The organism is Pedobacter frigidisoli (assembly GCF_032678525.1).
GTDB lineage: Bacteria > Bacteroidota > Bacteroidia > Sphingobacteriales > Sphingobacteriaceae > Pedobacter > Pedobacter frigidisoli_A.
The window spans coordinates 363,384-376,809 of the sequence record NZ_JAVTSE010000002.1; the positions used below are offsets into that span (position 1 = coordinate 363,384).

The 13,426-nt window shown below is 40.7% G+C and carries 8 protein-coding genes; 4 read left to right on the forward strand and 4 right to left on the reverse strand.

Annotation, left to right across the window (positions count from 1 at the left end):
* Nucleotides 1-85 precede the first annotated feature (85 nt).
* From trpC to R2Q80_RS06570, 4 genes are all read right to left on the reverse strand, one after another.
* The gene (gene trpC, locus R2Q80_RS06555) at nt 86-868 is read right to left on the reverse strand and encodes an indole-3-glycerol phosphate synthase TrpC (RefSeq protein WP_316798833.1); all 783 of its coding nucleotides are present in this window, start codon (nt 866-868) and stop codon (nt 86-88) included.
* 15 nt (nt 869-883) lie between these two features.
* Nucleotides 884-1,468: an aminodeoxychorismate/anthranilate synthase component II gene (locus tag R2Q80_RS06560; protein WP_316798834.1), complete on the reverse strand. Its 585-nt coding sequence runs from the start codon at nt 1,466-1,468 to the stop codon at nt 884-886.
* Nucleotides 1,469-1,520: 52 nt separating this feature from the next.
* Nucleotides 1,521-2,918, reverse strand: a complete 1,398-nt coding sequence (locus R2Q80_RS06565) for an anthranilate synthase component I family protein (protein WP_316798835.1) — start codon at nt 2,916-2,918, stop codon at nt 1,521-1,523.
* A 397-nt stretch (nt 2,919-3,315) separates the two neighbouring features.
* The gene (locus tag R2Q80_RS06570; RefSeq protein ID WP_316798836.1) at nt 3,316-3,759 is read right to left on the reverse strand and encodes a cytochrome B; all 444 of its coding nucleotides are present in this window, start codon (nt 3,757-3,759) and stop codon (nt 3,316-3,318) included.
* A 110-nt stretch (nt 3,760-3,869) separates the two neighbouring features.
* On the opposite strand from R2Q80_RS06570, the gene R2Q80_RS06575 reads away from it, so the two are divergent.
* From R2Q80_RS06575 to R2Q80_RS06590, 4 genes are all read left to right on the forward strand, one after another.
* Nucleotides 3,870-6,890, forward strand: a complete 3,021-nt coding sequence (locus R2Q80_RS06575) for an amidohydrolase family protein (RefSeq protein WP_316798837.1) — start codon at nt 3,870-3,872, stop codon at nt 6,888-6,890.
* Nucleotide 6,891: 1 nt separating this feature from the next.
* Complete coding sequence (locus R2Q80_RS06580; RefSeq protein WP_316798838.1) at nt 6,892-8,205, forward strand: amidohydrolase family protein; 1,314 nt, start codon at nt 6,892-6,894, stop codon at nt 8,203-8,205.
* A 159-nt stretch (nt 8,206-8,364) separates the two neighbouring features.
* Nucleotides 8,365-11,541, forward strand: coding sequence for a TonB-dependent receptor (locus tag R2Q80_RS06585; protein ID WP_316798839.1), 3,177 nt, complete (start codon nt 8,365-8,367; stop codon nt 11,539-11,541).
* Nucleotides 11,542-11,646: 105 nt separating this feature from the next.
* Nucleotides 11,647-13,398: an ABC transporter ATP-binding protein gene (locus tag R2Q80_RS06590; RefSeq protein ID WP_316798840.1), complete on the forward strand. Its 1,752-nt coding sequence runs from the start codon at nt 11,647-11,649 to the stop codon at nt 13,396-13,398.
* The last annotated feature ends 28 nt before the right edge of the window (nt 13,399-13,426 follow it).

Genomic DNA, 13,426 nt, shown 5'->3' on the forward strand with positions numbered 1-13,426 from the left:
AAAATTGATCAGCTGTAAATTAGCGAACCAAAAACCCGGATTAACAAAATGTTACCGGTTTATGAAATTTATGAAGCCAGAACGCTTATATCTGTGTTACAAAATCTTTTATCGCCCTACCCGGATCATCTGTTTTCATAAAGTTTTCACCAATTAAAAAGCCGTTAAAGCCGGCAGCTTTTAGCTCCTTAATGGTTTGCGGATTACTGATTGCACTTTCAGAGATCTTTAAAAAATCGTTAGGTATCGTATTGACCAGATCAAATGAGGTCTGAATATCGACCGTAAAATCGGCGAGGTTCCGGTTATTAACACCAATAGCATCCAAATGCGGACATATACTTCTTTCCAGTTCCTCCAGATTGTGCACCTCTAAAAGCACATTTAAACCAAGGTTTTTGGCAAATTTACCAAAATCACTGATTTGCTGAGGGCTAAGGATTGCAGCGATGAGCAGAATGATATCTGCCCCCCAGGCTTTGGCCTCCAGTATCTGGTATTCATCAATCATAAAATCCTTACGCAGGATAGGAATTTCATTTGCGGCTCTCGCGGCCAGGATATCATCGGTTTTACCGCCAAAGAAATCAACATCAGTTAATACAGAAAGTGCCGACGCACCAGCCTGGTTATAAGCCTGCGTTACCTCAGCTACATCCGCTATACCGTTTATCAATCCTTTTGAAGGAGAGCGCCGTTTAAACTCCGCAATAATGCCGGTACGGTCTTCCGCCAGTAAAAACTCTTTAAAGGAATATGGCGTTCTGTTAAAGTGAACCGATTGCGTTAAATCATTAACAGAAATCAATCGCTTCGCATCAGCAACTTCTTCCTTTTTTCGTAGTACGATTTTATCTAAAATATTCATGTAATGTCTTATTTCTTAACTCGTCAACCAGTTTTCCATCATTTGCTTACCATATTCGGTAAGCACACTTTCGGGGTGAAACTGTACTCCGCGAACGTCGAGCGACTCATGTCGTAACGCCATAATTTCACTTTTGTGGTCCCTTGCAGTAATTTTAAGGCAGGCAGGAAAGTTTTCTTTGCTTACCACCCAGCTATGATAGCGTCCCACATTGATGGTTTGCGGACATTCCCAGAACAAGGGTTCATCACCATCTACCACCGTAACAGGTGTTGCAATGCCGTGCATTGGGCGTCCAAGGTTTAGTAAATTTCCGCCAAAAACTTCTGCAATTGCCTGTTGCCCTAAACAGACCCCAAAAATACTTTTGGTTGGTGCATAAGTTTTGATTACATCCAGGAGTAAACCAGCCTCTTCCGGAATGCCCGGACCTGGAGACAGTAAAATTTTGTCGTATTGTGCTACATCTGCCAAATCAAACTTATCATTGCGCCATACCACAGCCTCGTATCCAACTTCATTAATTAAATGAACCAGGTTATAGGTAAAACTGTCGTAATTATCTATCACCAGTACAGGTTTTTTATCTTTATTTTCCATTGTGATTCTTCATTTATTCATTTATCCCACATCATCCGTCTTACCTCTTCTGTCAGATTCCCTCTGCCATTTCCAGCGCTTTTCTTAAAGCGGCAATCTTATTATTCACTTCCTGCATCTCAGTTTCCGGAACCGAGTCTGCCACAATACCTGCCCCGGCCCGGTAATGCAATTCGTTATTTTTACTCATGAAAGTCCTGATCATAATGGCATGGTTAAAATCTTCATTGAAGCCCATAAAACCAATGGCACCAGCATAAAAATTACGTCCCAGTTTTTCATTCTCATCAATCAGCTGCATGGCTTTGTATTTAGGCGCTCCGCTAAGCGTTCCTGCCGGATACGTATCAGCGACAACTTTAAAAGCACTTACATCTTCCTGAAGGTGACCACTCACTTTACTTACCAAATGGATGAGGTGAGAGTAGTACTGAACTTCTTTAAACGATTTTACCTCAACACGGTTACAATGCCTGCTTAAATCATTACGGGCTAAATCGACCAGCATCACATGCTCGGCGCTTTCTTTCGGATCCTGCTCCAGTTTACGGGCCTGTTCTGCATCTTCGATATCATTTCCACTGCGTTTAAAAGTGCCCGCTATCGGAAAAATATTGGCCGTATTATTTTTGATCGTAATTTGAGCCTCAGGTGAGGATCCAAAGAGTTTGAAGTTGCCATAATCGAAATAAAACAGATAAGGAGATGGGTTGATGGAACGCAGGCAGCGATATACATTGAACTCGTCGCCAGAGAAGGCCTGTTTAAATGCACGCGACGGAACAATCTGAAAAACATCACCGCGATAAATATGTTTTTGAAGCTTTTCCACCAGATCCATGAAGCCTTGATCGGTTAAATTTGAGCTTTCCTCACCGCGAAGCTGAAACTTATATTCAGGATAGTTCTTGTTTTGTATCAGATACTCCATTTTTTCCAATCCACCTTCTTCTTCACCTTCAAAAGTATTTTTAAACAAGGTGATTTCATTCTTAAAATGATCGATAGCAATCAGATAACGATACAAGTGATATTGCATTTCCGGAATTTCCTCGCCCTCAGGGGTTTCGGATTTGAACTGAATATCTTCAAAATGCTGAACGGCGTTCCAGGTAAAATAACCGAATAAACCACTGGAAATAAACTTAATTTCAGGAAAGTCAGTTTGTTTAAACTGGTCTTTAAATTCGGCTATCTCTTCCGTAAGGTTTCTACTTTCTTTTATCGCAACGGTTCCATCCGGGAAATAAGTCTCCAGGCGTGTGCCTTTCAAAACAATTCCGGCTACAGGTTCGGCACAAACAAAACTCATAGAATTCTCACGACTGTGATAATCTGAACTTTCCAGTAAGATGCTGTTTGGATAAACATCTCGTAATCGTAAATAAATGCTAACAGGCGTTGTGGTGTCAGCAAGCATTTTTTTATAGGTGGTATTAATTTTAAACATTTTTATCGTCATTGCAGGGAGGAACAACGAAGCCATCTCCCCTTTGTAATTTTCTAAAAAAATAAAAGCCCGGCGTGTGGTTCTACGCCGGGCTTTATTGGTTCAATTAAGGTTTAGGTTGATAAACTATATTTTTCTCATACGCAGCCAGCGCAACTCTTTTTAGAATTACCGCGCCAAAGCCATGTATGTATATTGCTGATCATGAGCGACAAAAATATAAAGAAATTTGAAAAAGCAAAATATTTACCACAATTAATTCCACATATTTTATGTTGAATTTTTATTTATTAACGAATAAAGCCGGCTAGCGGGCCGGCTTTATTTAAAATATTATTAATATTCGACAGTTTTTGTTGCAAAATACACTCCTGCTAATTCAGGAAGCAATCATTTTTTATGAAACTCCAAAAAATGATCTTCCGGGAACTTCTTTGATCATTAGAGAGATGGCCACAATGATAATGATTAGGGCCAATCCAAAGAAAACAGCTATCGTGCGGTGTTTAGCTGCAGCATCTGCTACTTTTTTTGATTTCGAATTACCAATAGTAATCAGGATAATGGCAATCAGCATCATGCTGGTATGCTCAGCTTTGAAGTATCTACCTATCGTATCGCTCATGGGAAGTTTTGTAAGGGGGCTTAAAAAATAAAGCACCAATCCGATCAGAAACTGAATATGCGCGCTGATAAGGGTGAAGACATTTATCTTACGGTTACCTTCTGTATACGTTTTTTTACCTAACCATCCCTGAAGGGCATTAATTACGGCAACAACTAATAAAATTAATACGATGTAGCGCCACCCTGAGTGCGCAGATTTTAAAATACTATACATTTTTCCAAATATGTTTCTTCAAAAATAGTCATTAATTGTAAAAAATAGGATATTCAGCAATACCAACGCTAATTTATATTAGTTTTAAACAAAAAACCACTAAACTTATTATGAAGAAAATTTTACTTGCCCTTGGGCTGGTATTTTCTACTACGATGATGTTTGCACAACAAACTACTTTCCCTGTTAATGGTTCTTATGATACCCGACCTGGAATGTTTGCTTTTACTAATGCAACTATTGTAGTGAATGCCAACCAAACCCTCACCAAAGCAACACTGTTAATTAAAGGCCAAACCATTCAGGCCGTTGGAGCTGGATTGGCAGTACCAAAGGGATACGTTGTTGTCGATTTAAAAGGAAAATACATTTATCCATCCTTAGTAGATGCTTTTACGAGCTACGGAATTGCCGAAACTCCGGCTCAGGGACGCGGTTTCGGAGGGCAGCGTCAATCTATTTTTGTTTCGACTAAAAAGGGCGCCTATGGATGGAACGAGGCCATTAGACCAGAAACCTATGTTAAGAATATCTTCTCTGCCGACAGTAAAAAAGCGGATGAGTTGCGCAAAGTGGGTTTTGGGAGTGTTAATGTCATCAGCCGTGATGGCATTGCCCGCGGGGTTTCTGCCGCCGTTACACTGAACGATGATGCTGACAATAACCTTATTTTGAAAGATCAGACCGCAGCTAACTATTCGTTTAACAAAGGCACATCATCAAATGATTATCCTACCTCTTTAATGGGGTCGATCGCCTTACTCCGCCAGACCTATTATGATGCACAATGGTATAGCAAACAAAAAGATGAATATAATATTTCTTTAGATGAGTTTGGGAAACAGCAGGCCATGCCGCAGATTTTTGAAGTGGACGGTTGGGCAAATATCCTCCGTGCAGATAAGATCGGTAAAGAGTTTGGTAAAAAATTCATTATCAAATCCGCGGGAGATGAGTACCAGCGAATCAATGAAGTTAAAGCGACAGGAGCGAGCTTAATTATTCCTTTATCTTTCCCTAAAGCTTACGATGTAGAAGATCCTGCTGAAGCGAGAAATGTAACCTTATCGCAGATGAAGGGCTGGGAGCTGGCACCAACCAATCCTGCAGCTTTGGAAAAAGCAGGCGTAAGGTTTGCATTAACTGCATTTGGTTTAGAGAACAGCCGCGATTTCTGGGGCAACATCCGCACCGCTATTGAAAACGGATTAACCGAAAAACAGGCTTTACTGGCAACAACTACTATTCCTGCAGAACTTTTAGGAATCAGCGATAAAGTAGGCTCACTGGAGAAAGGTAAAGTGGCCAACTTTCTGATCTCTTCCGATAACCTATTCAAAAACGGCAACATCATTTTTGAAAACTGGGTTCAGGGAAAACGCTTCATCGTTAACAAAATAGACGTAAGTGATGTTCGCGGAACATATAACCTGAACATAGATGGTGTAGGTGCCTTAACCTTAAAAATAACCGGAACGGGTGGAGGCTCTGCTGCAGCGATTGAAAGAACAGGTGCAGATAGTGTAAAAACGACTGCAACCTTTACACGCAATGGCGACTGGGTGAGCATTAACTTCAACCTTAAGAAAAACCCTATAGGTGATGTTCGCTTAAGCGGATATATTACCTCGGCAAATCCGATCACCATTAAGGGTGAGTCTGCTCTTGCTGATGGTTCGGCGGGTAAATTTACGGCCAGCTACAAAGAAGCTGCCAAAGAAATGCCTAAGAAAGATGAGCCTAAACCTGCATTAGCTGTTGGCCCGGTAATTTATCCTTTCACCGCATTTGGCAGTGTTGAGTTGCCTAAACAAGAAACTGTTTTGATTAAAAATGGTACCGTATGGACGAATGAAAAAGACGGTGTTTTGCAAAATGCGGATGTTTTGCTGGAGAACGGAAAGATTAATGCCGTTGGTAAAAACCTTTCTGCCGCGGGCGCGAAAGTAATTGATGCAACAGGCAAACACATTACTGCCGGAATTATTGACGAACACTCACACATTGCCGGTAGCGGAGGGATAAACGAAGGCGCTCAATCGGTGTCTGCGGAGGTTCGCATAGCTGATATTATCAATTCGGAGGATGTCAATATTTATCGCCAGCTGGCAGGTGGTGTCACCACTTCGCATATTTTGCATGGTTCAGCAAACCCTGTTGGCGGACAGTCTCAACTGATTAAATTACGCTGGGGTAAATCGCCTGAAGAACTGAAATTTGCAGGTGCAGATGGTTTCATCAAATTTGCCCTTGGAGAAAACGTAAAGCAAAGTAATTTTGGTACAGGTGCCCGTTTCCCGGTTACCCGTATGGGCGTAGAACAAACTTTCGTTGATGAGTTTACACGTGCAAAAGAATATGCCAAAGCGATGTCGGTTAAAGGCAGTAATGTCCGGAAAGATCTTGAACTCGATGCCATCGTGGAAATTCTAAACAACAAACGTTTCATCACCTGTCACTCTTACGTTCAAAGCGAGATTAATATGCTGATCCATGTTGCAGATAGCTTAGGCTTCAAAATCAACACCTTTACCCACATCCTTGAGGGCTATAAAGTGGCAGATAAAATGAAAGCACATGGGATAGCCGGTTCCACTTTTTCTGACTGGTGGGCTTATAAGAATGAGGTTGCAGAAGCCATTCCTTACAATGGTAAAATTATGCATAACGTGGGCATTACTACAGCATTCAATTCTGACGATGCTGAGATGGCCCGTCACTTAAACCAGGAGGCTGGTAAATCAGTATTATACGGTAATGTACCAGAAGAAGATGCGCTGAAATTTGTAACCTTAAACCCTGCACACATGCTTCATATTGATGACAAGGTGGGTAGTTTAAAGCCTGGAAAAGACGCTGATGTGGTGATCTGGAGTGCAAACCCATTATCTATTTATGCAAAAGCAGAAAAAACTTTTGTAGATGGGATTGCTTACTGGGATATTGAGAAAGATGGGCAGATCATCAAAGCACAACAGGCTGAAAAAGCACGCTTAATCCAGAAAATGCTGGAAAGTAAAAGTAAAGGCAGTCGCACACAGCGCCCTATGGGCGATGCGCCACGTCTGTACAACTGCGAAACATTAGAGAACTATTCAGCCGAATTAACCGAGAAAGAACATGCACACTAACATGAAAACGTATTTAATGAGTCTGGCTTTTTCGGCAACGAGCCTGATGTGTTTTGCCCAGGCAAACATTTCGCCAGCTAAAAAACAAAGTAAAACCATTGCCATTACAGGTGCCACGATACATATCGGTAACGGAACGGTAATTGAAAACGGAACCATCGTTTTCAGCAATGGAAAAATTATATCAGTTGCTGCAAACGGACAGGTACCCCAGGATGATGTAAGCAGAATTGTAGCTACCGGAAAGCACATCTATCCTGGCTTTATTGCAGCAACAACCAATCTGGGATTAACTGAAATAGAAGCCGTGAAAGCGACATTAGATTTTCAGGAAATCGGTGATTACAATTCACACATTCGTTCTATCGTAGCTTATAATACAGATTCGAAGGTTCCTGCAACCTTACGCAGTAACGGCATATTAATGGCCCAACCTACCCCACAAGGTGGCACTGTTTCAGGAAGTTCATCGGTTGTACAGCTTGATGCATGGAACTGGGAAGATGCCGCTCTAAGGACTGACGATGCCATGCACATGACCTGGCCGGTTACCCCACGTTTCAGAGGTGGCTTTGGCGGTTTCGGAAGACCACAAATGTCGCCCGAAATGTTAACAGAAAGGACACAGGCCGCTATTGCACAACTTGGCTCCTTCTTTGCAGAAGCCAAAGCATATGTTGAAATGGGTAAGCCAGAGGTGATCAATACCCGGTTTGAGGCGATGAGAAGAGTATTTAATGGCGAGGAGAAACTTTTTATTGCTGCCGACTCTCAAAAAGACATTGTTGCCGCCGTTAATTTTGCCAAAAAGTTCGGCATCACACCTGTAATTACGGGTGCAGATGAAGCTTATCTGGTTATCGATTTCTTAAAAGAGAATAATATCAGTTTAGTGGTTAAACAACCACATTCATTACCAAATAACAATGATGATGATGTAAATATGCCTTACAAGAATGCGGCAGTTTTAGCAAACGCGGGCCTTAACGTAGTACTCAGCATTGACGGTTACTGGCAGCAAAGGAATTTACCCTTCATGGCAGGTACAGTTACTGCATGGGGTTTGGATAAGGAAAAAGCTTTATCAACCATTACCCTGAATGCTGCAAAAGTAATGGGTGTTGACAAAACTACAGGCAGTATCGAAAATGGTAAGGATGCTACCTTCTTCATTTCTGCTGGTGATGCCCTTGATATGAGAACCAATAAAGTGGAACAGGCTTTCATTCAGGGTAGAGATATTAACCTCGACAACCTGCACAAACAACTGGATAAAAAATTCAGCGATAAATATAATGCTGAGAAAATTAAGTAAAAAGCAATTTAATGAAAACGGCCAATATGTTAATGTTGGCCGTTTTTTATTTTAACATAGGGCGAAAATAAGACCATTTGTAAACCATTTAATAACATAAAATAGAAATCAGCTTAACACTACAACAACAATTTTGCATCATAAAAATCAGAACTAATCATGATGAAAAATTTACTAGTTGCAGTGATGCTACTATTGTCTTTTGCAACTAATCCGGCAATTGCACAAACCACACAGGCATCCATATCCGGTATTGTAACGGATAATCAGAAGAAGCCCATACCCGGAGTATCGGTTCAAATCAGAAACAATTCTACAGGCTTCACCACCAGAACATCAACGAATGCTCAGGGAGAATATACTTTTAAAGAGCTTCCTTTAGGCGGGCCTTATACCGTTAAAGCAACTTACATTGGCTTTGCAGAGCAAAACAGAACAGGCTACATGCTTAACCAGGGCGATGCGGTAAGTGTCGCAGTTAACATGCAGGAAGACGCCCAAACCCTTGATGGTATCGTAGTTAATGGTTCGGCATTAAGAAATAAAGTGCAGCAATTTGGTGCCTCTACGGAAATTTCATCAAAAACAATGAACTTATTGCCTGTAAATGGACGTAACTTTTCGAGTTTAACAGATTTATCACCCTTATCAGGTCCCGGAGGAATTTCTGGTCAGTTAGGTTCTTCTACTAACTTTACCATTGATGGTATGACGGCAAAAAACCCAACTTCAGCAGGAAGTACAACCAGCCGTAGTGGTGCACCGTATTCCATCTCCATTGAAAGTGTACGTGAGTTTAAAGTAGTAACCAATCAATACGATGTAAGTTTAGGCCGTTCGGGCGGTGGAACAATTAGTGCCGTAACGAAATCTGGTACAAATGAAATTACAGGTAGTGCATTCGCTTATAACAGAGCCGATTTCTTAGCCAGTACTTACGACATCAGAGGAAATAAAAGAGTGAACGATTTCTCTACTTATCAATATGGATTTAGCTTAGGCGGACCGATCATTAAAGACAAATTACATTATTTTGCAGCTTGGGACCATCAGAGAGATTCCCGCCCGCTTATTATTGCTGATATTAGTTCGGATGCAGATATAGCTCGTTTCAACATCACGAACAGCACCCTGAACAATTTTTTAGCTGTAGCAAAAACAAAATATGGTGTAGCAAATACCCCCCAATTTGGATCTTTCCCTAAAAAAAGAGGTACTGACGCCGGATTTCTTCGCTTAGACTGGCAGATTAACGATAAGAATTTATTAACGGTTAGAGATAACTATACAAACGACAGAAATCCGTTAGGTTTAGCTGACAATACCGCCATTAACTTCTATGAAAGCTATGGCAATGATAAAAATGTGGATAATAGTTTATTGGCCACCTTACGTTCTACCATTAGTAGTAAAATTACCAACGAATTAAAACTGCAGCATTTATACACCTACCAGGCCAGTACTCAAAATGATGAGCTAGGTTTTGCCATCCCGAGGGCTGTGGTTTCTAATTTAGAGTCTACATCACCTACCGGAGCTACACTAGCAACTTCAGTTCAAATTGGCGGACACCGTTTCGGACAAGAGGGTTTTACCAACAACGTTTTCCAATTAGTAGATAATTTTTACTACAACACAGATAAAATCAAATATACTTTTGGAGTTGACCTGATGTATACCCATGCAAAATCGTTGTATGGTAGTGAAGTGAATGGCCGTTTTACATTTAATACCTCGGGTACTGTAGCAGCAGGAAACAGGCAAACTGCTTTACAAAACTTCGATAATTTAATCCCAATCAGTTATTACCGAGAAGTTCCATTAGTTGCCGATCCGACAGTTGTTGGTAAGTTATGGAATACGGCAATTTATGGCCAGATGCAAACTAAACTGGGTAAAGGTTTAGATTTTACAGGGGGCTTACGTTTAGATTATAGCAAATACCCAACATCACCGCTAAACCAGGATCTTTTTAATGCCATTGGGGTAAGAACAGATCATAAATTAAAGCAATTTTTAATTCAACCCCGTATTCAGTTTAACTGGGACGTGAATGAAAAACATACTGATTATGTACGTTTAGGAGCCGGAATTTTCGGATCGGATGTGAACAATTATGTAACCATTAATAACCTGACATTTGATGGTAAACACTTTGCAACGGTTGACGTTACAGGCACAGGCGTTCCTACTCCAAACTTTATTGGTTACAGAAATGGAACCGCTACAGCGCCAACTTTACCAGGATTACAAATTCCTACCATCAATACTTATGCTGAGGACGCAAAAATACCAGTAGTGTATAAAGCTAACCTATCATATAATAAATTAATAAATGATAGAATAAGGGTAGGTATTACCGGTTATGCAACATTGGCACGCAATAACTATATGTATGTAGATAGAAATATGGTTGCCAATCCTTTCTTCAGGCTGTCAAATGAAGGGAACAGAGGCGTATATGTACCGGCAAATTCTATTATTGCGAGTAACGGAGTTACAGATTGGAAAACAGGCCGTTTAACGAATTTATTTGGCAGAGTCCTGGAAATGAACAGCAAAGGTAAAGTAAATCAATTTGCTGTTGTTATAGATGGTACATGGAGATACTTTAAAGACGGGGAAATCTCAGCGAGTTTTACCTGGAATGATACTAAAGATAATACCTCATATAATGGTAACGTAGCCAATTCTGCAACACTATCTTTACCTGTTATCGATGACCCACGCGACTTAAGTAAAATGACTTATTCAAATGGCCAGTTTAGAAACAAAGTAGTTGTTTACGGAACTTTACCTTCATTCTACGGCATTAAAGCCGGTATCCGTTATTCGGGCATTGGCGGTACAAGATACAGTTTACTATCTGGAGGAAATACCAATGGTGATTTCGTAGCAACCAACGATTTAGCTTACATCTTCAACCGATCAAATGCAAATGTTCCGGCTGCGCTTAGAACTGCTTTACAAACATTACTTGATAATGGTGCTGCAAGCCAGAGCTTAAAAGATTATATCACTAAATATGAAGGCACATTTGCAGAGCGTAATGGTGGTATAAACCGTTTCTACGGTACATTTGATTTGAGACTAGCTTATGAGATTAAATTTGGCAAGAAACAAAAGGTAGAAATTTCTGGCGACTTGTTTAACGTCGCAAACTTAATTAAGAAAACCTGGGGAACATCAGAAACCTTAGGTACGCAGGCTTTATATGCTGTTACCGGCTTTGATGCTGCAAGCTCGAATTACAACTACCGTTTAAACAACACTGGTATTGTAACGCCAACCGGAAACCCTTGGCAAGCACAGATTGGTTTGAGATACGGATTTTAGTCATAGAAAGATACGTTGTATCTTTCCAAAAAGTCATAAAAAAAGGGAATGGATTTTTATCCGTTCCCTTTTTTTATGTTTGCATTTACAAACAACAAAACTTTCATGGGATTACTACTCAACTACCTGAAAAGCCACAAATGGATTGTGGCCCTGGCGCTATTGCTTGCGGGTTTAAATATTGGATTTTCTTTGATGGACCCACTAATTACCGGGAAAATTTTAGACCGTTTTATCAATAAAAAAAATAGCTTAACCTACGCGGAGTATCTCTGGGGATCCCTTGGACTCATTGGTCTTGCAATTGGCGCGGCTATGGTTTCAAGGATAGCGAAAAACTTTCAGGATTACTTTACCAGCGTTATCGTACAAAAAGTTGGTGCAAAAATGTATGCCGACGGCTTGAAGCATTCGTTAAAACTGCCTTATCAGGTTTTCGAGGATCAGCGAAGCGGAGAAACCCTGGGCATCCTGCAAAAAGTAAGGCTCGACTCCGAAAAGTTCATCACTGCGTTTATCAGCATTTTGTTTGTAAGCCTTATCGGAATGGTTTTCGTAATCGTTTATTCATTTACGGTAAGCTACAAAGTTACTTTGGTTTATTTCTCGGCCATACCAATCATCAGCTTTGTAAGCTGGTTTCTTAGCAGAAAGATCAAAACCATCCAACGTTCCATTGTGGGTGAAACTACCGCACTTGCAGGCTCCACCACTGAATCATTAAGAAATATCGAGCTGGTTAAAAGCCTCGGGCTGGCAGATCAGGAAATTGAGCGGTTAAATAAAACGACATACAAAATCCTGGGTTTAGAACTTAAAAAAGTGAAATACGTGCGCAGTATGAGTTTTGTACAAGGTACTACCGTAAACCTGGTGCGAAGCACCATGGTGTTGGTACTGCTGTTACTGATCTTCGACAATACCATCTCGGCCGGACAATACCTAACATTTTTATTTTATTCGTTTTTTCTTTTCGGTCCGCTGCAGGAATTGGGGAATGTAATACTTGCCTGGCGTGAGGCAGAAGTGTCCCTTATTAACTTCAAAAAGATTTTAAGTACACCTATTGACAAAAAGCCGGAAAACCCTGTTTCTATTCAAAAGATTAAAGATTTAACTTTTAGTGGAGTAGGCTTTAAACACCAGACAGCAAACCGGAACGCACTGGAAAACATCAGCTTTAAAACGCAAAACGGGCAAACAATCGCATTCGTAGGCCCTTCCGGATCAGGAAAAACGACTTTGGTAAAACTATTAGTAGGTCTGTATCAACCAAAAGAGGGAGAGATATTATACAATGGAATTCCAAGTAATGCCATAGATCTTGATGCTTTACGCGAAAAGATTGGTTTTGTAACACAGGATACCCAACTTTTTTCGGGTACCATCAGAGAGAATCTATTATTTGTAAATCCGACTGCGACCGATGAAGAATGTTTCAAGGTATTAAATCAGGCTGCCTGCCAGACGCTGTTAGCGAGAGCAGATAAAGGGCTGGACTCACTTATCGGAGAAGGAGGTGTTAAGGTCTCTGGCGGAGAGAAACAGCGTTTGTCTATTGCAAGGGCATTACTCCGCCAACCAGATATCCTGGTTTTCGATGAGGCAACCTCTTCACTTGATTCAATCACTGAAGAAGAAATTACCAAAACCATCAGAACGGTATCTAATCTTACAGATCACATTACCATTTTAATTGCACACCGGTTATCAACCATTAAGCACGCAGATGTCATTTACGTGCTGGAGAAAGGTAATATCATTGAGCAGGGTAAACATGAAGCGCTTATTGCACAAAATGGTTTATATCAGGCCATGTGGCGCCAACAAATTGGCGAAAGAATTGTTGAAGCATAAGAAAAACAGGAAATGATGTTAATAGCAC